20 protein-coding genes are annotated in these 22,230 nt (G+C 66.8%); 5 read left to right on the top strand and 15 right to left on the bottom strand.

The genetic code is table 11. The annotated features are described in order from the left end of the window. Positions 1 to 34: 34 nt before the first annotated feature. The 7 genes from NMP03_RS15830 to NMP03_RS15800 form a co-directional block, all read right to left on the bottom strand. On the bottom strand, positions 35 to 919 hold the full coding sequence (locus tag NMP03_RS15830) for an aldose 1-epimerase family protein (protein WP_256506461.1): 885 nt from the start codon (positions 917 to 919) through the stop codon (positions 35 to 37). Positions 920 to 1,345: 426 nt separating this feature from the next. Then, positions 1,346 to 3,751 (bottom strand): phenylalanine--tRNA ligase subunit beta, encoded by a 2,406-nt coding sequence (gene pheT / locus NMP03_RS15825; RefSeq protein WP_256506460.1) that lies wholly within the window; start codon positions 3,749 to 3,751, stop codon positions 1,346 to 1,348. Then, a complete protein-coding gene (pheS, locus tag NMP03_RS15820) occupies positions 3,748 to 4,851 on the bottom strand; it encodes a phenylalanine--tRNA ligase subunit alpha (protein WP_256506459.1) in 1,104 nt (367 codons plus the stop codon). Before pheS ends, pheT begins: the two co-directional genes overlap by 4 nt. A gap of 68 nt (positions 4,852 to 4,919) precedes the next feature. Then, positions 4,920 to 5,543 (bottom strand): LysE family translocator, encoded by a 624-nt coding sequence (locus NMP03_RS15815; RefSeq protein WP_256506458.1) that lies wholly within the window; start codon positions 5,541 to 5,543, stop codon positions 4,920 to 4,922. A 232-nt stretch (positions 5,544 to 5,775) separates the two neighbouring features. Further along, entirely contained in the window at positions 5,776 to 6,141 is a 366-nt protein-coding gene (rplT, locus tag NMP03_RS15810; RefSeq protein WP_033922591.1) for a 50S ribosomal protein L20, read from the bottom strand. A 13-nt stretch (positions 6,142 to 6,154) separates the two neighbouring features. Beyond that, on the bottom strand, positions 6,155 to 6,358 hold the full coding sequence (gene rpmI, locus NMP03_RS15805; RefSeq protein WP_256506457.1) for a 50S ribosomal protein L35: 204 nt from the start codon (positions 6,356 to 6,358) through the stop codon (positions 6,155 to 6,157). 119 nt (positions 6,359 to 6,477) lie between these two features. After that, entirely contained in the window at positions 6,478 to 7,278 is an 801-nt protein-coding gene (locus NMP03_RS15800; RefSeq protein WP_256506456.1) for an inositol monophosphatase family protein, read from the bottom strand. 82 nt (positions 7,279 to 7,360) lie between these two features. On the opposite strand from NMP03_RS15800, the gene NMP03_RS15795 reads away from it, so the two are divergent. The 4 genes from NMP03_RS15795 (at position 7,361) to NMP03_RS15780 (ending at position 11,450) form a co-directional block, all read left to right on the top strand. After that, the gene (locus NMP03_RS15795; RefSeq protein WP_256506455.1) at positions 7,361 to 8,431 is read left to right on the top strand and encodes a phospholipase A; all 1,071 of its coding nucleotides are present in this window, start codon (positions 7,361 to 7,363) and stop codon (positions 8,429 to 8,431) included. Between the two features lie 55 nt (positions 8,432 to 8,486). Further along, complete coding sequence (locus NMP03_RS15790) at positions 8,487 to 9,023, top strand: peroxiredoxin (protein ID WP_256506454.1); 537 nt, start codon at positions 8,487 to 8,489, stop codon at positions 9,021 to 9,023. A 202-nt stretch (positions 9,024 to 9,225) separates the two neighbouring features. Then, complete coding sequence (locus tag NMP03_RS15785; RefSeq protein WP_256506453.1) at positions 9,226 to 10,197, top strand: GGDEF domain-containing protein; 972 nt, start codon at positions 9,226 to 9,228, stop codon at positions 10,195 to 10,197. 401 nt (positions 10,198 to 10,598) lie between these two features. Then, positions 10,599 to 11,450, top strand: a complete 852-nt coding sequence (locus NMP03_RS15780) for an SDR family oxidoreductase (RefSeq protein ID WP_256506450.1) — start codon at positions 10,599 to 10,601, stop codon at positions 11,448 to 11,450. A gap of 10 nt (positions 11,451 to 11,460) precedes the next feature. Here NMP03_RS15780 and NMP03_RS15775 read toward each other — a convergent pair whose 3' ends face one another. Then, the gene (locus NMP03_RS15775) at positions 11,461 to 12,087 is read right to left on the bottom strand and encodes a YbhB/YbcL family Raf kinase inhibitor-like protein (RefSeq protein WP_256506449.1); all 627 of its coding nucleotides are present in this window, start codon (positions 12,085 to 12,087) and stop codon (positions 11,461 to 11,463) included. A 13-nt stretch (positions 12,088 to 12,100) separates the two neighbouring features. After that, positions 12,101 to 12,775 (bottom strand): glutathione S-transferase family protein, encoded by a 675-nt coding sequence (locus tag NMP03_RS15770; protein ID WP_256506448.1) that lies wholly within the window; start codon positions 12,773 to 12,775, stop codon positions 12,101 to 12,103. A 60-nt stretch (positions 12,776 to 12,835) separates the two neighbouring features. Between NMP03_RS15770 and NMP03_RS15765 the strand changes: the two genes are divergently transcribed. Beyond that, entirely contained in the window at positions 12,836 to 13,378 is a 543-nt protein-coding gene (locus tag NMP03_RS15765) for a metal-dependent hydrolase (RefSeq protein ID WP_256506447.1), read from the top strand. A 3-nt stretch (positions 13,379 to 13,381) separates the two neighbouring features. On the opposite strand, the gene gltB is transcribed toward NMP03_RS15765, so the two are convergent. From gltB to NMP03_RS15735, 6 genes are all read right to left on the bottom strand, one after another. Next, positions 13,382 to 17,896, bottom strand: a complete 4,515-nt coding sequence (gene gltB, locus NMP03_RS15760) for a glutamate synthase large subunit (protein WP_256506446.1) — start codon at positions 17,894 to 17,896, stop codon at positions 13,382 to 13,384. 109 nt (positions 17,897 to 18,005) lie between these two features. Beyond that, positions 18,006 to 18,485: a hypothetical protein gene (locus NMP03_RS15755; protein ID WP_256506445.1), complete on the bottom strand. Its 480-nt coding sequence runs from the start codon at positions 18,483 to 18,485 to the stop codon at positions 18,006 to 18,008. Continuing rightward, entirely contained in the window at positions 18,482 to 18,778 is a 297-nt protein-coding gene (locus tag NMP03_RS15750) for a nucleotidyltransferase domain-containing protein (protein ID WP_256506444.1), read from the bottom strand. Before NMP03_RS15750 ends, NMP03_RS15755 begins: the two co-directional genes overlap by 4 nt. Then, positions 18,775 to 20,223, bottom strand: coding sequence for an NAD(P)-dependent oxidoreductase (locus NMP03_RS15745; protein WP_256506443.1), 1,449 nt, complete (start codon positions 20,221 to 20,223; stop codon positions 18,775 to 18,777). Before NMP03_RS15745 ends, NMP03_RS15750 begins: the two co-directional genes overlap by 4 nt. A 166-nt stretch (positions 20,224 to 20,389) precedes the next feature. Then, complete coding sequence (locus NMP03_RS15740) at positions 20,390 to 21,190, bottom strand: undecaprenyl-diphosphate phosphatase (RefSeq protein ID WP_256506442.1); 801 nt, start codon at positions 21,188 to 21,190, stop codon at positions 20,390 to 20,392. Positions 21,191 to 21,242: 52 nt separating this feature from the next. Further along, positions 21,243 to 22,175: a complex I NDUFA9 subunit family protein gene (locus NMP03_RS15735; protein ID WP_256506441.1), complete on the bottom strand. Its 933-nt coding sequence runs from the start codon at positions 22,173 to 22,175 to the stop codon at positions 21,243 to 21,245. Positions 22,176 to 22,230 lie beyond the last annotated feature (55 nt).

Below are 22,230 nucleotides of genomic sequence, written 5' to 3'. Positions count from 1 at the left end.
CGCATTGGGCTAGTGGCGTCGCATGGACCCCGGATCAAGTGCGGGGTGACGAATCCTGTTCCAGCGTCACCGCCATCGCTACCGCCCGCGTCTCCCCGGGGGCCAGCCGCATCAGGCCGGGCTTGCCCCAGATTTCGCCGGCAAAGCCTTGGGGATCGGCGATGCCGTGCCACGGCTCGACACAGACGAACGCCGCGCCGGGCCTGCTCCAGATGCCGAGCATCGGGGTGTCGGGGAAGTCGATCCGCAGTTGCGGGCCTTTAGCGGCACCATAGCGGACCGACTGGCTTTCGATCGATTCCCATACCAAGGCATCGACCGCGAACAGATTGTCGTTGAGCGCGAGCGTCCGCCCATCGATCGGCGCGTCGCGATCGGCGGGGCCGATCAGGCCGCCCGCCATGATCCGGCTAAGCCTGGCGGGCTCGTCGCGCTCGAAGACGATCCGGTGATCGGCGCGGGCTTGGCCATAGGGCAAAGGCCAGGCGAAGGCGGGGTGGAAGCCGATGCTGGCGGGCATGTCCCCCTGGCCGCGATTGGTGGCGGCCACGGTCGTCGTCAGCGTCGCGCCGGCGATCGCGTGGGTGACGTCGAGCGCGAAGGCGAAGGGATAGACCTGGCGGGTGGCTTCGCTGTCGGTGAGCCGCAGGGTGACGCTGGTGGCGTCTTGGGCGATCAGTTCGAAGAGTAGCTTTCGGGCGAGGCCGTGCTGCGGCAGCGCATATTCCTGGTCGCCGAGCCGGTAGGTGCCGCCGTTCAGCGCGCCGACGATCGGGAACAGGATCGGCGCATGGCCGGTCCAGAAGGCGGGGTCGGCATCGGTCATCAGTTCGTTACCCGCGGCATCACGCAGCTGGGTCAGTTCGGCGCCGAGCGGGTTGATGACGGCGGAGAGCTGGTCGGTAGCGATTGTAAACATCGGGAAATCCTATCCTCCCTCTCCCGCTGGCGGGAGTTCTGGGTCGTCCATGCTCCCAGCATGGACTAAACAGCACGGGGTGCTGTTTACCCCGAACTGGTTGCGCAGACTTGGTCTTGCTCCTTCAGCGAGGCCTAGTCGTAGCTGGGTGAGGGTGCAGCGGTCGCACTTGCGACCGCGCGGCGCGAGAGCGCCGCACCACCCTCATCCAACCTTCGCTAGGCCGCTTCGCGGCCAAGCTTCGGTATCCTTCTCCCGCCGGCGGGAGAAGGATCGGCGATTCGGGTCGGAAGGCTACAAAAGCTACACTACGTACCCCCCGGATTCGCCCCTTCCGCGGCATGAAACGCGATTCCGGTGGAAGGGAGGAGCGGGTTCATGCGGCGACCCTATCAAACCCGGCACTTGTAGGACAGCGCGCGAGGCTCACCCCCGCAGCACCGCCCCCAGCTTCGCCGCCGCAGCCACCACCTTGTCCGCCACCGCCTTCAGCTCGGCATCGGTGAAGCTCTTCTCCCCCGGCTGCAACGTCACCTCGACCGCCATCGAGCGTTCGACGCCCTCGTCGGTCGCGCGTTCGAACACGTCGAACACCCGCGCATCGACGATCGCCGCCTTGTCAGACCCCTTTATGGCGCGCACCAGATCCCCCGCCGCCAGCGTCGGCGACACGGTGAAGGCGAAATCGCGGGTCACCGCCTGCAATGCGGGCGGCGCGAACGCCGGGCGCATGAAGCCGCTCGCGCGCTTGGGGGGCAGCGCGTCGAGGAACAGTTCCACGGCAGCGACGTCGCCGGCGATGTCGAATGCCTTGAGCACGCCTGGATGCAGCATCCCGAAGCGCGCCAGCACCGTCTTCGGCCCCAGCCGCAGCGTTGCCGACTGGCCGGGGTGCCAGGCATCGCCCGCCTCGCCTCCTTCGGCCGTGCTCGGGACAGGCATCACCTGCAGATTCGCGACCGGCGCGCCTGCGGCTTCGAGCAACGCCAGCGCCTCGGCCTTGGCATCGAAGGCGTCGAAACGCTGCGGCTTGCCCGCCTGCCAGCCGCGCGGGGTGCGCTCCCCCGCCAACACCAGCGTCAGCGTCGCGCGCTCGTCGGGCGCGCCCGCCGCATCGGCGAGATAGCGCCGCCCGACCTCGAACAAGCGAACGCTGCTCGCGCCCCGGCTGAGGTTGCGCTGCACCGCCGACAACAGGCCGGGCAGCAGCGAGGGCCGCATGACCTTCATGTCCTCGCTGATCGGGTTGGCGAGCGTCCATGCGCCGCCGCCGAACACCGCCGCTTGCGTCTGCGGAATGAAGCTCCACGTCACCGCCTCGTGCAGCCCGCGCGCCGCTGCCGAGCGGCGCACCTTGCGCTCGATCTTTTGCTCAGGGGTAGCGGTGGGGCGCGCGACGCCGTCGGGGCGCGGCAGCGGCACCGAAGGGACGCTGTCGATTCCTTCGATCCGCACCACTTCCTCGACCAGATCGGCGGGGCCATCGACGTCGCGCCGCCAGCTCGGCGGCGTTACCTGCCAATCGTCGGTGACCGCGAAGCCCAGCCGCGCCAGAATGTCGCGCTGGCGCTCGGGCGCGACCGACAGGCCGCCCAGCCGCTGCGCCAGCGCCGGATCATAGGCGAAGCTAGGCATCGCCAGCGGGGGCTCGCCGGCGCGGGTGACGCCGCTGGCGGTGCCGCCGCACAGGTCGAGCACCATCGCACACGCGATCGCCAGCCCGTCATCAAGGAACGCCGGATCGACCCCGCGCTCGAACCGCCCGCGCGCGTCCGACGTCAGGTTGAGCTTCTGGCCGGTGCGTGCGATCGCTTGCGGCGTGAAATAGGCGCATTCGATCAGCACGTCGGTGGTAGTGTCGGACACCCCCGAATCCTCGCCGCCCATGATGCCGCCAATGTCGTGGACCTGCGCGTCGTCGGCGATCACCGTCATCGCATCGCCCAGCGCATAGGTCTTGCCGTTGAGCGCGAGCACCTGCTCGCCCGCCACGGCGCGCCGCGCGACCAGGGCACCCGACACTTTGGCGCGGTCATAGACGTGCAGCGGCCGGCCGAGATCGATCATCACATAGTTGGTGATGTCGACCAGCGCCGAGATCGGCTTCTGCCCGATCGCCTTGAGCCGGCGCTGCATCCAATCGGGCGCGGGGCGGTTGACGACCCCCGCCACCGATTGCGCGTAGAAAGCAGGGCAACCCTCGGTATCGTCGGTGCGGACATCGGGGCCGGCGCCGCTGGTCGCGGGCGTGGGCACCGCGAGCGGCTTGAGCGTCCCCAGCCCCGCCGCCGCCAGATCGCGCGCGATCCCGCGCACCCCCATGCAATCCTGGCGGTTGGGGGTAATCGACACGTCGATCACCGGATCGTCGATCCCGGCATAATCGGGGAACGACATGCCCACCGGCGCATCGGCGGGCAGTTCGATGATCCCGTCATGATCGTCGCCAAGCTCGAGCTCGCGCGACGAACACATCATGCCGTTCGATTCGACCCCGCGGATCGCCGAGACCTTGAGCTGCATGCCGTTCGAGGGCACCACCGCGCCGGGCAGCCCGAGCACGCCGATCATCCCCGCGCGGGCGTTGGGGGCACCGCACACCACCTGCAGCGGCGTACCGTCGCCGGTATCGACCGACAGCACCTGCAACTTGTCGGCCTGCGGATGCCGCTCGGCGGTGAGCACGCGCGCGATGCGGAACGCCGCCAGCGCCTTGCCGGGATTCTCCACGCCTTCGACCTCGAGGCCGATACGCGTGAGCGTGACCAGGATCGTGTCGAGCGAGGCATCGGTATCGAGATGCTCGCGCAGCCAGCTGAGGGTGAACTTCATGCGCCGACTCCCCCGGCAATCGTGGGCACGTCGAGCGCACCGAACCCGTAATGTTTCAGCCAGCGCAGATCGCCGTCGAAGAACGCGCGCAGGTCATCCATGCCGTATTTGAGCATCGCGAGCCGATCGACCCCGGTGCCAAAGGCAAAGCCCTGCCATTCGTCGGGATCGAGCCCGCACGCGGCGATCACCTTGGGATGCACCATCCCGCTGCCCAGCACTTCCATCCAGCCGCCATTGGCGTCGTCGCCCGATCCGCCGATCACGCGCTTGCCCTCCTCGATCGTGTAGCCGACATCGACCTCGGCCGAGGGTTCGGTGAAGGGGAAATAGCTGGCGCGCAGCCGCAGCACGATGTCGTCGCGCTCGAAGAACGCCTTGAGGAAGGTCTCGAGCGTCCATTTCAGATGGCCGAGCGTGATGCCGCGATCGATCACCAGCCCCTCGATCTGGTGGAACATCGGGGTGTGCGTCGCATCGCTGTCGCTGCGATAGACGCGGCCGGGCGCGATGATCCGGATCGGCGGCTTTTGCTGCAGCATCGTGCGGATCTGCACCGGCGAGGTATGCGTGCGCAGCAGCATCCGCTGGGCGCCCCCCTCGCTGTCATCGTCGGGGAAATAGAAGGTATCGTGCATCGCGCGCGCCGGGTGCGTCTCGGCGATGTTGAGCGCGGTGAAATTATGCCAATCGTCTTCGATCTCCGGCCCGGTCGCGACCGCGAAGCCCAGATCGGCGAAGATTTCGGCGAGCTCGTCCATCACCTGGCTGACCGGATGCACGCTGCCGGGCGCGAGCGCATTGGCGGGCAGCGTCATGTCGAGCGTCTCGCTCGCCAGCCGGGCATCGAGCGCGGCGCGTTCGAGCGCGGCCTTGCGATCGGCGATCGCGCCGGTCACCGCCTCGCGCAGCGCCTGGATGCGCGGGCCGGCGGTCTGGCGCTCGTCGGGCGACATGCCGCCCAGCGTCTTGAGCAACGCGGTGACATTGCCCTGCTTGCCCAGCGCCGCGACGCGAACGCCCTCGATCGCATCGAGGGTATCGGCGGCGGCGATCGCGCTCAGCAGGTCGGATCGCAATTGGTCGAGGTCGGTGGTCATGGCTTTCCGTTCACTATGCGTAAGGGCTCGAACCGCAGACGGGCGCGCAGGTCAAGCATTTGCGTCGATCAGATGCGGCTGCCGAGCAGCGCCGCGCCGAAGCCGATGAACAGCGCGCCGGTCACGCGGTTGAACAGCCGCTGGCGGTTGGCGGGCGCCAGCCAGCGCGCCAGCGAACGCCCGCCGGTGGCATAGACGCCGAACCAAAAGGCCTCGATCACCATGAAGGTCGCGACCAGCACGCCGAGCTGCGGCACGAACGGGCGACCGACATCGATGAATTGCGGCAGCAGCGCCGCGGCGAAGACGATCAGCTTGGGGTTCGACAGCCCGGTGCCCAGGCCGGTGGCGTAGAGCACGCGCAGCGATCGGCGCGCGACAGGCACCGCCGCGCCCTCGCCCCCGCCCATCGGCGCGCGCCATGCCTTGATGCCGAGCCACAGCAGATAGGCGACCCCGGCATAGCGCAGCGCATCGTACAGTCCCGGCGATGCCTTGAGCAGCGCGCCCAGCCCCAGCGCCGATGCGACCAGGTAGATCAGGTTCGCGGTCATCAGCCCCGCCATCGACGCGAGCGCGCGGCGCGGGCCGTGCTGGATGCTCTGGACCATGACGTGGAGCATGTTGGGCCCCGGCGTCGCCGAGATCACGAAGACCGCGGTAACGTAGAGCCACCAGGTGTGAAGTGCCATCTGCTTGCCTCCGTTGCGCTTCGATCCAGTCACTCACCTTATCCTCCCCCGCCAGGGGGAGGTGGCACGCGAAGCGTGACGGAGGGGGCGGTAAGCAGCCACCCCGCTCCTGGGATTCCTCCCCCTCCGACGCCTTCGGCGCCACCTCCCCCTGGCGGGGGAGGACAGGAAACGAAAAAGGGCGCCGGTGGCAAACCACCGACGCCCCAAATCACGTACTGCTGCAAACCGCTTAGGCGGCCTGGGGCAGTGCCGCCTTCGCCTGCGCGATGATCGCGCTGAACGCTGCTTGCTCGTGCATCGCGATGTCGGCCAGGACCTTGCGGTCGAGTTCGACGCCCGCGAGCTTCAGCCCGTGCATGAACTGCGAATAGGTCAGGCCCTCGGCGCGGACGCCGGCGTTGATACGCTGGATCCACAGGCCGCGGAACGTGCGCTTCTTAACCTTGCGGTCGCGATACGCATACTGGCCGGCCTTTTCGACTGCCTGGCGGGCGATGCGGATCGTGTTCTTGCGACGGCCATAATAGCCCTTCGCCTGATCGAGAATCCGCTTGTGCTTCGAACGGGTGGTAACCCCGCGCTTTACTCTTGCCATCTATCGGGCTCCCTTACTTCAGGCCGTACGGCGCCCACAGGCGCACGTGACCGGCATCCGAATCAGAGACGACCGAGGTCCCGCGATTCTGGCGAATATATTTCGAATTGTGGCTCATCAGACGGTGGCGCTTACCAGCGACGCCGTGCTTGATCTTGCCGGTAGCGGTGAACTTGAAGCGCTTCTTCACACCGCTCTTGGTCTTCATCTTGGGCATTTTCGTCTCCTTGGGTCGACGATCGCGAATCGCCATGGCAGCCCACACTGGCCAGGCGGTTCCTTCGAATTGATCGCGGAAGCGCGAGCGGTTAGCTCAAGGTGCGGGCGAATGCAACGTCAGTGTTGGTGGCCGCGGCACCCCAGCGCATCGAGAATGTCGTCGATCCGCGCCGGATCGCCCGCCGCGATCACCTCGCCGACCGACCCTTTGTGCAGCGGATCGCCCGCCCAGTCGCACATCCGCCCGCCCGCACCCTCGACCACCGGCACCAAGGCGGCGAAGTCGTGCAGTTTCAGCCCCGCCTCGACCACCACGTCGAGATGCCCCGAGGCCAGGCAGCCATAATTATAACAGTCGCCGCCCAGCACCGTGCTCTGCGTTTCCGACTCGAGATGCTCGAACGCGTGCAACTGGCCGTCGTCGAACAGCGCGGGCGATGTCGTCGCAAGCAGGGCGTGCGCCAGTTCGCGACACACCCGCGTCTTTGCAGCGATGCCATTGAGCGTCGTTTCGCGCCCGACGACGCCGACCCAGCGCTCGTGGATGATCGGCTGGTCGATCACGCCGAGCACCGGCCAATCGTCGACCAGCAAGGCGATCAGCGTCCCGAAGATCGGCCGCCCCGAGATGAAGGCGCGCGTACCGTCGATCGGATCGAGCACCCAGGTCCGGTTGCTGCTGCCCGGTCGCGCCTCCTCCTCCTCGCCGACGATCGCGTCCATCGGCCGTTCGGCGATGATCAGGCGGCGCATCGCCGCCTCGGCCGCCTTGTCGGCCAGCGTCACCGGCGAGGCGTCGTCCTTGACCTCCAGCCCGTACGCAGCGCGGTAAAAGGGGCGGATCGCCGCGCCCGCGGCATCGGCGAGGCGGCCCGCGAGATCGATATCGGCTTGGGATATTGGGGGGGATATTGGCATCGCCTCCCCCTAGTGCGCGCACCCGGCCAAGGCCAGCCGATCGCGCGATAATTCAGACTCGCGCCTGTCACATCGCGATGCCATGACAACCGCCATGCGCCTCGCTTTCGCTACTGCAGCCCTGTCCTGCCTCGCCGCTCCCGCCGCCGCGCAGCTCCGCCCCGTCGCCGATCAGCCGGCCTCGGCCGATGCCGCGCAGGCGGGGGTCGACGTCCTGTTCGTCAACGGCGGCAACGCGGCCGCCGACCCGCAACCGCCCGAGACGATCGAGGTCACCGCCGCCGACGGTACGCGCCTGCGGCTCCAGCGCGACCAGGTGGCGGTGCCCTTCGTCGCGGCGGGCGGCTTCACCCGGCTGCGCTACCGCCCCGCCCCCCGCGAGCTCGCCGAAGCGGCGCCGGTCACCACGGCGCAACAGGACGAGGTCGAAGCATCGCGCGAGACCGTCACGCTAGGATCGACGGGCACCGGATCAGCGATCCTCGACCGCTTTTCCCCCTATCGGCCGGTCTATGGCGCGTTCGGCGCGGGCGATTCGGGTGCCAAGCTGCAGCTGAGCTTCGCGTTCCAGCCGTTCGAGACCAACGGCGCGCTCAACGGGCTGCGGCTCGCCTGGACGCAGACGATGTTCTGGCGGATCGACCTGCCCTCGGGCCCGTTCCGATCGACCAACTACAGCCCCGAAATCTTCTACGAAGTGCCGCTGGCGCAGGATACAGTCGCCGCGGTCGGCTATGCGCATGATTCGAACGGGCGCGGCGCGGTCGGCTCGATCGACGTCAACCGAATCTATGCCCGCGTCGCGCATCGCTTCGACCTTGGCGACCGCTGGTATGCCGAAGTCGCACCCCAAGCGTGGTTCTATGTCGGTGCACGCGGGACGAGCCGCGATCTCGACCGCTATTGGGGTTACACCGCGCTGGGCGCCAGCATCGGCCAGGTCGACGGAATGAAACTTTCGCTCACCGCGCGCGGCAATCCCGGCACGGGCAAGGGCGCCGCCGAATTATACGCCTCCTATCCGCTGGCGCGGGTCGGCGGGGGCCTGGGCATCTATCTGTTCGGACAGGGCTTTACCGGCTTTGGCGAAGCGCTCGACGATTATCGCCTCCGCGACACCCATGCCCGGCTCGGAATCGCGCTCACCCGCTGATCGACTTGTGCGCCGGCGCGCGCTAGCCTTTGCTTCGACATCCAGGAGAACCATCATGCGCGCAGCCTCGATCCTTGCCGTCCTTGCCCTCACGCTCGCCATGCCGGCCTCGGCTGCGCTCGCCCCCGGCGCCCGCGCCCCCGATTTCGCGACCAAGGGCGCGATGGCGGGCAAGGTCTTCAACCTGCGGCTGTCGCAGCAGCTCAAGCGCGGGCCGGTGGTGCTATATTTCTTCCCCGCAGCCTTCACCTCGGGCTGCAATGCCGAGGCCAAGGCGTTCGCCGACGCGGTCGTCGATTTCAAGGCGGCGGGCGCAACGGTGATCGGCATGTCGGCCGACGCCGTGCCGCAGCTGCAGAAATTCTCGACCGAGTTGTGTGCGGGCAAGTTCGCGGTCGCCACCGCGACGCCGGCGATGCTCAAGGGCTATGACGTCGAACTCAAGCGCCCCGGCGGCGCGGCGATCAGCAACCGCACCAGCTATGTCATCGGCCAAGACGGTCGAATCGCCTTTGCGCACAGCGACATGAGCCCGGTCGATCATGTCCGCACCACTTTGGCTGCAGTGCGCAAGCTCAAGGCCGCGCGCTAGGCAATATTGCCCTATGTCTGGGGGGTTGCTTAGGCAATATTAGTACAATGCCGGTATCGCCCGATGACCGAAAGGTCGTCATTGGCCGTCGGCATTTGGCCAACTGACGAGGGACCCCGAACGAATGCCGCCGGCATCCGCCCAACGAAGCGACGCGATATCGGCCGGTGCTCGCGAAGTGTTCGACCGCGTCGGGACGTTTTTGTCCGATCAGCGTCTCGACCCGACGCCGCTGAACTACGCCTTCGCGTATCACGTCGTCACCGATCCGCAGGGCGTGCTTGCCGGCGCGGTCGCGTCGCTCACCGATGGCGGGGTGCGGCTCACGCAACGCGACATCGAATCGTTGGGGGTGGAGATCAGCGCCGAGCGGGTCGCGCCGGCCAATGCCGCAGCCCGCGATCCCGCGGCGCTGGCGGCGCAAACCGAAACCCAGGTCGCGGGGTTCATCGATATCGTCGAGACGGTGCAGAGCGAGGCACGCGATTTCGGACGCGACCTGGCCGCCAGCGTGGATGCGATCGGGCGATCGGCTGACGGCGAAACGATCGGGTTCCTCGACGATGTGAACCAGATCACCGCGACGATGATCGGTCGCGTCCACGCCGCCGAACGCCGGCTCGATCATGCGCACAAGGAGACGCAGGAGTTGCGGCGGATGCTCGAACAGGCGCGCGGCGATGCGCTGCGCGATCCGCTGACCGGGCTGCCCAACCGCCGCGCGTTCGAAGCCGCGTTCGCGCAGGCGCTCGCCGAGGGTCGCAGCGCCTGCATCGCGATTTGCGACGTCGATCATTTCAAGACGGTCAATGATCGCTTCGGCCATGCCGTCGGCGACCGGGTGCTGCGCGCGATCGGCCAGACGCTCGAACAGACGTGCAGCGGCCATCTGGTCGCGCGCTATGGCGGCGAGGAATTCGCGTTGCTCTTTTACGGGCCGCTGGACGACGGGATCGCGACGGTCGATGCCGCCCGTCTCGAGGTGGCGCGAAAGCGCTATCGCCTGCGCGAATCCGACGCGCCTTTGGGCGAGATAACGATCTCGGCGGGGGTAACGCCGCTGACGCGCGACGACCGCGCCGCCGACGCGTTCCAGCGCGCCGACCGCTTGCTATACGCTGCCAAGGACGCCGGGCGGAATCAGGTGTTGACGGATAGCAATCTTCGCGACTGATTGGTCAATTACACCGGCGAATATCGTTGGCAATTCCCAACTCCCCACGGACGCGCCCCGATTTCGGCGGTTTTCTGCCATTCGCGTGAATTGGCACGCGCCGTGCAAAGCTCTGGGCATCGGCAGCCGGATGGTCCGGACAAGCCGAAATCAGGGAGTTTTCACCATGTCGCTTCGTTTCGAAACCATCCAGCGCTCGGCCATCTCGTTCGTCGGGGCCGTCCTGTTCACCGCGATGCTGGTCGCAGCATCGGCACCCTCGGTCACGATCGTTTGAGCGTGACCGTGCCCGAGTATCGCTTCGCGCGCCGGTAGGCCCATCAGGGCCGCCGGCGCCGCAGGCGCCAAGGAACGACGCTCCCGCTCACCGGTTGACCCCCTCGAAACCGAGGAGTTCGACGATGAGCGACACGATCCCGATGATCCACGAAGACGCGCTGCCAGGCCATGAAAGCGCGCTCGAACCCAAGCCGCAATGGGAACCGCGCTACCCCGGATCGGGCCGGCTTTCGGGCAAGGTCGCGATCATCACCGGCGCCGACAGCGGCATCGGCCGCGCGGTGGCCGCGCTCTATGCGCGCGAAGGCGCCGATATCGCGATCCTGTATCTGAACGAACATGACGATGCCGAGGAAACCGCGCGCATCGTCCGCCACGAAGGCCGCCGCGCGCTGACGATCGCGGGGGACGTCGGCGACAAGGCATTTTGCGAGGAAGCCGTCGCGCGCGTCGCCTCGACCTTCGATCGCATCGACATCCTGGTGAACAATGCCGGCGAGCAGCATCCCGACAAGGATATCGTCGACATCACCGAGCAGCAGCTTCGCCGCACCTTCCAGACCAACATCTTCGGGATGTTCTTCATGGTCCAGGCGGCGCGCCCGCATCTACAGGCGGGCGCGGCGATCGTGAACTGCACGTCGGTGACGATGTACAATGGCGCGAAGGACCTGCTCGACTATTCGGCGACCAAGGGCGCGATCACCGCCTTCACGCGCAGCCTGTCCGAGAATCTGATCGGCGACGGCATCCGCGTCAACGCGGTGGCACCGGGGCCGATCTGGACCCCGCTCAACCCGTTCGGCGGTGCCGATCCGGAAAAGCTCGAGACCTTCGGCGAGAAGACGCCGATCGGTCGCCCCGGCCAGCCCAACGAAGTCGCGCCGAGCTTCCTGTTTTTGGCGTGCGAGGATTCGAGCTATATGTCGGGGCAGGTGCTCCATCCCAATGGGGGGATGATCGTCAACGGCTGAGCGATGCCCCTTACGCCGCGGCGGGGACGGCCTTGCCTACCAGGCCGGTGGGCTGGGCCTCGCCGCGCGAATAGGTGCCGGTCAGCAGCCCCGCCGCAAGCACGCGCCCGCGCATTGCTTTCAGCATCGCGCCCCGATTGGGGTTTTCCTTGAGATCAGGCCCCTCGGCCAGCGCGAAGAGCTGGAAGGCGTAATGGTGGACGCCGTGGCCGGTGGGCGGGTCGGGCGGCAGCCAGCCTTCAGCGAAATAGCTGTTGCGCCCGACATCGCTGCCATCGGCAGCATCGCGCCGCTTGTCGGCGACGATCGCGCCTTCCTTGAGCTCGCCATCGCCCGCGGGCAGATCCCACACCACGGCGTGGACCAGCGGCGACGGGGTCGGCGCATCGGCATCCTCGACCAGCAGCGCCAGCCGCACCGCCCCCTCGGGCACGTCGGTCCAGAACAACGGCGGCGACACGCCTTCGCCATCGGCGGTGAAGCGCTCGGGCAGCCGCGCGCCATTGGCGAAGGCGGGGCTTGCTAGGCGGATCGATTCGAAGCTGCCGAGTTCGGCGTGCGCGATCGCCAGCTTGTCCTGGCCCGCGCGCAGGCCGCTCAGCGCCTTGCCGAGCCAGCGGGGAACATGTTCGAGCATCGCCCTTCCCTCCTTACAGGTCGAGTTTCTCGTAATCGGCGTGCGGGCTGACGACTTCCATCCGCTCGGCGAGCAGCGGGCGAAAGCTCGGGCGGCTCTTCATGCCGACATACCAGCGCTTGGTCTGTTCGTGGCTCTTCCAGTCGATCCCGCCCAGATAATCGGCGATCGAAATCTGCGCCGCCGCCGCCAGATCGGCGAGGCTGATCGTCGATCCGGCGATCCATTTGCGATGGTCGAGCAGGTAATCGATGTAATCGAGGTGCGACACCGCGGCCTTCATCGCCTCGCGCAGCCGCCCGGCATCGGGCGATTCGCGCAGCACCAGCCGCTTTTCCATCCGCTCCTTGAGCAGGGGCGCGGTGATGTCGCGATAGAATTGGGTGTCGAACCAGGTCACCAGCCGGCGAATTTCGGCACGGTCGGCGGCGGTGCCGTTGATCATCGCGCTCTTTTCGACGGTTTCCTCGAAATATTCGCAGATCGCCATCGAATCGATCATCGGTCGGCCCGGGCGCTCGTTGTGCACCATCACCGGGGTCTGCCCGGCGGGGTTCATGTCGAGAAACTCGTCGCGCCTCAGCCAGGGCGATTCGCGCACCGGGTCATAGCCTACGCCCTTTTCGGCCAGCAGGAGGCGCACCTTGCGCGAGAAGGGACACAAGGGGAATTGGTAGAGTTGCCACATGTCCCCGGTGTTAGGAGCGCGAAGCGTCGGGTGGAAGGGCTAGATACGAATGGAACGCGAATGACGATCCTGTGGCTGGCGGCCGCCGTCGCGGTGGTGATGTTGTCGCGCCATCGAATAGCCAATGCCTGCGCATTGGTGTTGGCGATGGTCGCCGGCACCACCTTTCCCGATGTCGACTTCTTCCTGCCGCTCGATCACCGCAGCGGGCTGACGCACAGCATTCTACCGTTGCTGCTGCTCGCCTATCATCCGCGGCTGCGCGGGGTGGTCGCGGGGCTGGCGATCGGCATCGGCCTTCATCTTGCCGCCGATTGCTTCCCCAACGGCATGCGCGGCTATGCGACGATCAAGCTGCCGTTTGCCGGGTCGATCGGCAGCAGCGCTTCTTATCTGTGGCTTGGGCTGAATGCGCTGGCGGCGCTCGGCATCGGCGCGGCGATCGCGGCACACCTCTTCGATCGACTCATGCTCGCGGTGACCGCGATCGCGGTAGCAGGCATTGCGGTCGCCTATCTGGCGGTCACCGACGGCGGCTGGCCGCCGCTGGCACTGTTCGCGGCGGCGGGGTGGCTGACCCACCGCCGCCGCGTTGCCGCCTGAGGGTTATTCCGCCGCCACCAGTTCGGGCGCACTGCGATCGTCGATCGGCACTGCCAGCCGATCGAGCATTTCCTTCGGCACCACCTGCCAGAAATGCCCGCGCACCCGGTCCCAATCGTCGAGCAGCCCGCCCGACCATTTGCTGTCGGTGGCATCGTGATGCGCGGCGATCAGGTCGCGCAACACGCCCTCCCAATGCGCCGATGACAGGCGGTTCCACACGATGCTCTCGGGATTGGCGCGCTCGGCGAAGCGGTCTTCAGGGTCGTAGATGAACGCCATTCCCCCGGTCATGCCCGCACCGAAATTATGCCCGACCTTGCCGAGCACCACCGCGATGCCGCCGGTCATGTATTCGCAGCCATTCGCGCCGCAGCCCTCGACCACCACTTCGGCGCCCGAATTGCGCACCGCGAAGCGCTCGCCCGCCTGCCCCGCCGCGAGCAGGCGGCCGCTGGTCGCACCGTACAGCACGGTGTTTCCCAGGATCGTGTTGTCCTGCGACAGCAGCGGCGACGACACCATCGGCCGCACCACGATCCGCCCCCCCGACAGCCCCTTGCCGACATAGTCGTTGGCATCGCCGAACACTTCGAGCGTCACGCCCTTGCACAGGAACGCGCCGAGCGACTGGCCCGCGCTGCCGCGCAGCCGGACATGGACATGCCCGTCAGCGAGCTTCGACATGCCGAAGGTGCGCGTGATCTCGCTCGACAGCCGGGTGCCGACCGCACGGTGGGTGTTGCGCACCGAATAGGTCAACTGCATCTTCTCGCCGCGCGAGAACACCGCGGCGGCGTCCTTGATCATCTGCGCATCGAGGCTGTCGGGCACCGCGTTGCGGAAGGTACTGAGGCTGAAGCGCCGCTCGGCATCGGTAGCGTCGACCTTGGCCAGGATCGGGTTGAGGTCGAGATCGTCGAGATGCTCGGCCCCGCGGCTCACCTGGCGCAGGAATTCGGTGCGCCCGACCAGATCGTTGAGCGTCTTCACCCCCAGCCGCGCGAGGATTTCGCGCACTTCCTCGGCGATGAAGGTCATCAGGTTGATGACCTTTTCGGGCGTGCCGGTGAACTTGGCGCGCATCTTTTCATCCTGCGTGCACACGCCGACGGGGCAGGTGTTCGAATGGCATTGGCGCACCATGATGCAGCCCATCGCCACCAGGCTCAATGTACCGATGCCGAATTCCTCGGCCCCCAGGATCGCCGCGATCACGATGTCGCGCCCGGTCTTGAGCCCGCCATCGGTGCGCAGCGTCACCCGCCCGCGCAAGCCGTTGAGCGTCAGCGTCTGGTTGACCTCGGAAAGCCCCATTTCCCACGGCGTGCCGGCATATTTGATGCTGGTCTGCGGGGACGCGCCGGTGCCGCCGACATGGCCGGAGATCAGGATGACGTCGGCATGCGCCTTGGCCACCCCCGCCGCGACGGTGCCGATTCCAGCAGACGACACCAGCTTCACGCAAACCCGCGCACGCGGATTGATCTGCTTGAGATCATAGATCAGCTGCGCCAGATCCTCGATCGAATAGATGTCGTGGTGCGGCGGCGGGCTGATCAGCGTGACGCCGGGCGTCGCGTGGCGAAGCTTGGCGATGAACTCGGTCACCTTGAAGCCGGGCAATTGCCCGCCCTCGCCGGGCTTGGCACCCTGCGCCACCTTGATCTCGATCTCGTCGCAGGCGTTGAGATATTCGGCGGTCACGCCGAAGCGCCCGCTGGCGATCTGCTTAACCCCCGAATTGGCGTTGTCGCCATTGGCATAGGGGGTGTAGCGCAGCTTGTCCTCGCCGCCCTCGCCCGACACCGCCTTGGCGCCGATGCGGTTCATCGCGATCGCCAGCGTCTCGTGCGCCTCGGGGCTGAGCGCGCCCAACGACATGCCCGGCGTGACGAAGCGCTTGCGGATCTCGGTGATCGCCTCGACCTGCTCGATCGCGATTCCCTCGCGCGGGAAATTGAACTCGAGCAGGTCGCGCAGATACACCGGCGGCAAATCGCGCACCCCGCGCGAAAACTGCATATAGGTCGAGAAGCTGTCATTGCCGACCGCGGTCTGCAGCAGGTGCATCAGCTGCGCCGAATAGGCATGCGTCTCGCCCGAATGGCGCTGGCGATAGAAGCCGCCGATCGGCAGCGTCGTCACCGCGCGATCGAACGCCGCTTCGTGCCGCTCGGTCGCGTTGACGTAGAGCGAGGCATAGCCCTCGCCCGAGATCTTGGCGGGCATGCCGGGGAACAGATCGGCGACCAGCGCGCGGCTCAAGCCTACCGCTTCGAAATTATAGCCGCCGCGATAGCTGGAGATCACCGCGATCCCCATCTTCGACATGATCTTGAGCAGACCCTCGTCGATCGCGGTGCGATGCCGCGCCAGGCACTGGTCGAGCGACAGGTCGCCGAACAGCCCGCGCGCCTGGCGGTCGGCGATCGCGGCTTCGGTGAGATAGGCGTTCACCGTCGTCGCGCCGACACCGATCAGCACCGCATAATAATGCGTGTCGAGGCATTCGGACACGCGGACGTTGACGCTGGCATAGGAGCGCAAGCCCCGCCGGACGAGATGCGTATGCACCGCCGCGGTCGCGAGCACGCCGGGGATCGCGACGCGATCCTCGCACACCGCCTCGTCGGTCAGGAACAATTCGGTCTTGCCCTCGCGCACCGCCTGTTCGGCCTGCGCGCGGATGCTCGCGATCGCGGTGCGCAGCGAATCGGGGCCGCTGGCGGGCGAGAAGGTGCAGTCGATCGTCGCCGACAGCCCGCCGAAATGCGCCTTCAGCCGATCCCATTCGGCGCAGGTGAGCACCGGCGATTCGAGCACCAGCACGCGCCCGCGCGCCGCCTCGACATCGAGGATGTTGGCGAGATTGCCGAACCGCGTCTTGAGCGACATCACATAGCGTTCGCGCAACGGATCGATCGGCGGGTTGGTGACCTGGCTGAAATTCTGGCGGAAGAAATGGCTGATCAGGCGCGGCTTGTCGCTGATCACCGCGAGCGGGGTATCGTCGCCCATCGAGCCGATCGCTTCCTTGCTCATCTCGACCATCGGCGCGAGGATGAGCTCCATGTCCTCGAGCGTCTGGCCCGCTGCGACCTGCCGCCGTGCCAGCTCGGCGCGATCATAGCGGCAGGCGCTGGCGGGAACGTCGGGCAGGTCTTCGATCGAGAGATAGCCGCCGATCATCTCGGCATAATCATGCTCGGCGGCGATCCGGTCCTTGATCTCGCGATCGTGGAACAGCACGCCGGCGTCGAGGTCGACCGCGATCATCTCGCCCGGCCCGAGCCTGCCCTTTTCGAGCACCGAGGATTCGGGCACCGGCACCATCCCGGTCTCCGATCCGACGATCAGCAACCCGTCCGAGGTGCGCGTGTAGCGCAAAGGTCGCAGCGCGTTGCGGTCGAGCCCCGCCACCGCCCAGCGCCCGTCGGTCATCGCGAGCGCGGCGGGGCCGTCCCACGGCTCCATCACGCTTGCGAGATACGAATACATATCGGCATGCGCGGTCGGCAGGTCGCTGCGGCCCTGCCAGGCCTCGGGCACCAGCATCAGCTTGGCGGTGGGCGCGTCGCGGCCCGAGCGGCAGATCGCCTCGAACGTCGCATCGAGCGCGGCGGTGTCCGACGCGCCCGCGGGGATCACCGGCTTGATGTCTTCCGAATGCTCGCCGAACGCGATGCTCGCCATCTTGATCTCGTGGCTGAGCATCCAGTTCTTGTTGCCGCGGATCGTGTTGATCTCGCCATTGTGCGCCAGGCAGCGGAAGGGCTGCGCCAGCCACCATTGCGGGAAGGTGTTGGTCGAATACCGCTGATGGAAGATCGCGACGCGGCTTTCGAAGCGTTCGTCGAGCAGGTCGGGGTAGAAGAGCGACAGGCTCTCGGCGAGGAACAGCCCCTTGTAGATGATCGAGCGGCAGCTGAGCGAGCAGATGTAGAAGCCGCTGATCTGCGCGGCGATCACCTGCCGTTCGATCCGCCGGCGGACCAGATACAGGTTCTTCTCGAACTCCGCGGCGTCAGCCTCGTCTGGCATCGGGCCGGCGATCATGATCTGCTCGATCTCGGGCCGGGTCGCCTGCGCCTTCATGCCGATCACCGACACGTCGACGGGCACCTGCCGCCAGCCATAGATGGTGTAGCCGGCATCGATGATGACGCTCTCGACGATCGTGCGGCAGGTTTCCTGTGCGCCGAGATCGGTTCGCGGGAGGAAGATCATGCCGACCGCGAGCCGGTTGGGCCGGACCTTGTGCCCCGAGGCGACGACGGCATCGTCGAAAAAGCGCAGCGGCAGATCGACATGCACGCCCGCGCCGTCGCCGGTCATGCCATCGGCATCGACTGCGCCGCGATGCCACACCGCTTTCAGCGCATCGATCGCCGACTGGACGACGCGGCGCGACGGCTTGCCATCGGTGGCGGCGACGAGCCCGACGCCGCAGGCATCGCCCTCAAATTCAGGGCGATACATGCCTTCGGCAGCGAGGCGAGCGCGTTGGTCGATCATCGTTTCGGCTCTTCATTAGCTATGAACTGGTTTCCGATTGCGCCTACCTTGGTATGCAAACGGGATCTGTATGGCTCGAATGATTGGGCAAAGGCCGCCGGAACGCCGCTCATTGCTCTTCGTCCAGCAAGTGACGCTCTTGAATAACGCGTTCGACGCGTTGAGTCGCATCGAACATATACGCAAACGATGCATAGGCTTCGAGGAAGCGTTCGTATCTATCGCCAGTTTCGGGCGGATAATCATGCGCAAGGTTGTTGCGCAACTTCACAATGGCGACCCACCGTGGCGGGTCGTCGAGAACGTCGAGTTCGGCCATTCGGTTGGCGATATCAAGCGGATACAGGCCTTTTAAGCGCACTCCCAGCGCGCGAAGGATCGCCCTGAACAAACCATGCAACGTTCCTTCTAGTTGCTCGAACTGCTTCAGCAGCGCAGTCGTGGTGATACGCTGGATCGTCGTCATCGCTGCAAAATTGTCTGCGCTAGCGGGAGGTGAGCCAAGAAGATCGAGAGCTTCGCTGGAAGATTTCACCAGCGCACGCGCAGCCTCCAAGAGGTCGAAGATGATTTCCTGCTCAGGCGTCACAAGACGACACCGTCGCGATAGGCAATCCTCTCGAAGCCGCGGGGCGTTCTTCCACGTTCACTGATGATGAGGTCGACCTTTTGAGGCTCGATTCGGCGAAGAAGTCGATCTTCGAAAACACCGCGCGCTCGCCACTGGTCGTCCAAAGGATCGACTTCGACATGCAGGTCGATATCGCCGCCGCGCTCGTCATCGCGGACGCGACTGCCAAACAGGCGCACCACGACGTTTTCGCCAAAAGCATCGCGCGCACATTCCTTAATCGCGCGAACCTCTTCGGGCTCCAGCCTCACGCCGCCACCCGCTCGCGCGCCGCCTTTGCCTTGAGCCAGGCATGCATCCGGTCGCTCACGTCGCGGCCGTCGCGGATCGCCCACACCACCAGGCTCGCGCCACGCACGATGTCGCCCGCGGCGAACACGCCCTCGAGGCTGGTCATCATCGTCTTGTTGTCGACGCGGATCGTACCCCAGCGGTTGACGCCCAATTCGGGCGCGCCGAACATCGCGGGAAGGTCCTCGGGATCGAAGCCGAGCGCCTTCACCACCAGATCGGCCTGGAGCACCATCTCGTTGCCGGGGTCGGGCTCGGGGGTCCGCCGGCCCGAGGCATCGGGCGCGCCCAGCCGCATCCGCGTCGCGCGGACGCCCGAGACGCGGCCCTCGACCGCGGCCTCGAAGGCTTCGGGGGCCGAGAGCCAGACGAATTCGGCGCCTTCTTCCTCGGCATTGGCGACTTCGCGCTGGCTGCCGGGCATGTTGGCGCGGTCGCGGCGATAGAGGCACTTCACCGATGCCGCGCCCTGGCGGATCGCGGTGCGCACGCAATCCATCGCGGTATCGCCGCCGCCGATGACGACGACATGCTTGCCCTGCGCGTTCAGGCTGCCACCGTCCCAGGCGGGAACCGTGTCGCCGAAGCTCTTGCGGTTCGACGCGATCAGATAGTCGAGCGCCTCGACGACGCCTTCGCTGCCGATCCCCGGTGCCTTGATCGCGCGCGCCTTGTACACCCCGGTCGCGACCAGCAGCGCGTCGTGGCGCGAGCGCAGTTCGTCCATCGTCGCGTCGCGGCCGACCTCGAAGCCTTCGTGGAACACGATGCCGCCAGCCTTCAGCCGCTCGACGCGGCGCATGACGACGGGCTTTTCGAGCTTGAAGCTGGGGATGCCATAGGTCAGCAGCCCGCCGGCGCGATCGTGCCGGTCATAGACATGCACCTCGTAGCCGAAGGTGCGCAGATATTCGGCTGCCGACAGCCCCGCCGGCCCCGCCCCGATCACCCCGATCGACTGGCCGCGCGCCGGCCCCGGCACCAGCGGCTCGACCCAGCCCTCTTCCCAGGCGGTGTCGGTGATGAACTTCTCGACCGAGCCGATCGTGACCGCACCATGGCCTGAGAATTCGATGACGCAATTGCCCTCGCACAGCCGATCCTGCGGGCAGATGCGGCCGCAGATCTCGGGCATCGTCGAGGTCGCGTTCGACAGCTCATACGCCTCGCGCAGCCGCCCCTCGGCAGTCAGCCGCAGCCAGTCGGGGATGTGGTTGTGCAGCGGGCAGTGGACCGAGCAATAGGGCACACCGCATTGCGAGCAGCGCCCCGCCTGTTCCTCGGCCTTGGGGACCGCGAACCGATCGGCGATCTCCTGAAAATCCTTGTTGCGTGCATCGGCATCACGCTTGGCCGGATAGGCCTGGTCGATGCCGACGAACTTCAGCGTCGAGCCGGTGGCCATGCGCAGTTCCTGTATGATTGCCTTCAGGGGCGCCTATACCGTCGCGAACCGCTGTTGTCACGCACGAATATGCCAATAGGTCATGTATGCTGACCTACTATCGGTTTGCCGTTCGATTTGCCCAGCCGATCCCCTCGCCAATGGGCTCAATCGGGCCGAAGTGGTCTTATCGTGCGAGCAGCCAGATGAGCGCTGCGCCACCGACCACGATTCGATACCAGGCGAACGGCGCGAAACCGAAGCGCGAAACCACCTTCACGAACGCCTTCACCACCGCCAGCGCGACGATGAACGCGACGGTGAAGCCGATCGCGATCGCCAGCAGGTCGTCGGCGTTGAGCAGCGCGCGGTCCTTGTACAGCGCATAGACCGTCGCGCCGATCATCGTCGGCACCGCGAGGAAGAAGCTGAACTCGGCGGCGGTCTTGCGCTCGACCCCCATCAGCAGCGATCCCATGATCGTCGCCCCCGACCGGCTGACGCCCGGCAGCATCGCCAGGCACTGGACCAGCCCGATCGCGCCCGCGGTGGTCGCAGGCAGCGCCTCGACGCTCTCATATTTGGCGATCTTCACCATCCGCTCGATCACCAGGATCGCGATCCCGCCGACGATCAGCGCGACCGCGACGACGATCGGCTGCTGCATCACCGCGCGGATCGATTCATACGCGACCACGCCGACCACCACCGCGGGCGCGAAGGCGAGCAGGATGTTGCGTGCGAAGCGCCACGGCTCGGCCTCGCCGCGCAGCATACCGGTGCCGACCGTCCAGAAACGCCGCCAATAGGCGACGAGCACCGCCAGGATCGCGCCGAGCTGGATCGCGATCTTGAACGCGATCGACCCCTCTTCGGTGAACCCCAGCAATTCGCTTGCGAGGATCAGGTGGCCGGTCGACGACACCGGCAGGAATTCGGTCAAACCTTCGATCAATCCCAGCAGGATGATCGTCAACAAGTCTTGCATCGCAGCCCCCTGGCCGGTTGCCCGGCCCGACGGCCACAGGCTTTAGTGGAGTTCAGGCGGCGATCTTGCCGCCGAACCGTCCGTTGCGCCGATACTGTACCAGCCAGCCGAGCGCCACCGCGCCGATCGGCGTCGCGGTGACGCCCAGCGCGGCAAGCCCATGCGCGCCCTGCGCGACGACATTGTCTCGCTGGAGCATCAGCCACTGGTCCTTGGTGATCGGCGCGCCGGGCAGGAAGCCGAGGCTCGCCATCATCGATCCCACCGCATCGGGGAGCGCGGGCATCGGCGGGGTGCGGCCGATCTGCTCGCCGATCCAGCGATGCAGTTCGGCCATCGTCAGCACATCGGGGCCGCCGAGCTCGTAGGTTTGCCCGCCATGCGCGCCGGGATCGGACAGCGCCGCGGTCACCGCCTTGGCGACGTCGCCGACATAGACCGGCTGGAACTTGGCATCGCCCTTGAGCACCGGCACCACGGGCAGGCTGGCGATCATCCCGGCGAAGCGGTTGATGAACTGGTCCTCCCGGCCGAACACCACCGAGGGGCGAAGGATCGTCGCGCGCGGAAACGCCGCCAGCACCGCCTGCTCGCCCTCGGCCTTGGTGCGGCCGTATAGCGAGGGCGACTGCGCATCGGCGCCGATCGCCGAGATCTGGACGAACGCCCCCGCCCCCGCCCCCGCCGCGGCCTCGGCGATCGTCCGCGCGCCATCGACATTGACGCGGCGATAATCGGTGAAGGTCCCCACCAGGTTCACCACCGCACCCGAGCCGGCAACCGCCCGCGCGATGCTGTCGGGCTTGGCGATGTCGGCGGCGACAAATTGGGTCTGCCCCAGCCCGCCCAATGGCCGCAGGAAAAAGGCGCTGCGCGGATCGCGCTGCGCAATCCGGACGCGCGCGCCCGCCGCCAGCAGTTCCTGGGCGACATAGCGCCCCAAAAATCCGCCGCCGCCGACCAGCGTTACCAGCTTGTCCTTCATCGCCCACACCTTCTCGTTCGCACTGCGCGTGCCTGCCGCACTCGAACCCGCCAAA

The organism is Sphingomonas qomolangmaensis, assembly GCF_024496245.1.
GTDB classification, from domain to species: Bacteria; Pseudomonadota; Alphaproteobacteria; order Sphingomonadales; family Sphingomonadaceae; genus Sphingomonas; species Sphingomonas qomolangmaensis.
The sequence above is the reverse complement of the archived record's forward strand: the minus strand, read 5'-3'. Positions and strand labels throughout refer to the sequence as shown.

Excerpts from the sequence above, each read along its gene's own strand:
- NMP03_RS15770 (WP_256506448.1), bottom strand. The coding sequence starts at position 12,775 with ATGTGGCAACTCTACCAATTCCCCTTGTGTCCCTTCTCGCGCAAGGTG.
- rpmI (WP_256506457.1), bottom strand. The coding sequence starts at position 6,358 with ATGCCCAAGATGAAGACCAAGAGCGGTGTGAAGAAGCGCTTCAAGTTC.
- pheT (WP_256506460.1), bottom strand. The coding sequence starts at position 3,751 with ATGAAGTTCACCCTCAGCTGGCTGCGCGAGCATCTCGATACCGATGCC.
- pheS (WP_256506459.1), bottom strand. The coding sequence starts at position 4,851 with ATGACCACCGACCTCGACCAATTGCGATCCGACCTGCTGAGCGCGATC.
- NMP03_RS15800 (WP_256506456.1), bottom strand. The coding sequence starts at position 7,278 with ATGCCAATATCCCCCCCAATATCCCAAGCCGATATCGATCTCGCGGGC.
- NMP03_RS15780 (WP_256506450.1), top strand. The coding sequence starts at position 10,599 with ATGAGCGACACGATCCCGATGATCCACGAAGACGCGCTGCCAGGCCAT.
- rplT (WP_033922591.1), bottom strand. The coding sequence starts at position 6,141 with ATGGCAAGAGTAAAGCGCGGGGTTACCACCCGTTCGAAGCACAAGCGG.
- gltB (WP_256506446.1), bottom strand. The coding sequence starts at position 17,896 with ATGATCGACCAACGCGCTCGCCTCGCTGCCGAAGGCATGTATCGCCCT.
- NMP03_RS15740 (WP_256506442.1), bottom strand. The coding sequence starts at position 21,190 with ATGCAAGACTTGTTGACGATCATCCTGCTGGGATTGATCGAAGGTTTG.
- NMP03_RS15735 (WP_256506441.1), bottom strand. The coding sequence starts at position 22,175 with ATGAAGGACAAGCTGGTAACGCTGGTCGGCGGCGGCGGATTTTTGGGG.
- NMP03_RS15815 (WP_256506458.1), bottom strand. The coding sequence starts at position 5,543 with ATGGCACTTCACACCTGGTGGCTCTACGTTACCGCGGTCTTCGTGATC.
- NMP03_RS15795 (WP_256506455.1), top strand. The coding sequence starts at position 7,361 with ATGACAACCGCCATGCGCCTCGCTTTCGCTACTGCAGCCCTGTCCTGC.
- NMP03_RS15830 (WP_256506461.1), bottom strand. The coding sequence starts at position 919 with ATGTTTACAATCGCTACCGACCAGCTCTCCGCCGTCATCAACCCGCTC.
- NMP03_RS15745 (WP_256506443.1), bottom strand. The coding sequence starts at position 20,223 with ATGGCCACCGGCTCGACGCTGAAGTTCGTCGGCATCGACCAGGCCTAT.
- NMP03_RS15765 (WP_256506447.1), top strand. The coding sequence starts at position 12,836 with ATGACGATCCTGTGGCTGGCGGCCGCCGTCGCGGTGGTGATGTTGTCG.
- NMP03_RS15790 (WP_256506454.1), top strand. The coding sequence starts at position 8,487 with ATGCGCGCAGCCTCGATCCTTGCCGTCCTTGCCCTCACGCTCGCCATG.
- NMP03_RS15775 (WP_256506449.1), bottom strand. The coding sequence starts at position 12,087 with ATGCTCGAACATGTTCCCCGCTGGCTCGGCAAGGCGCTGAGCGGCCTG.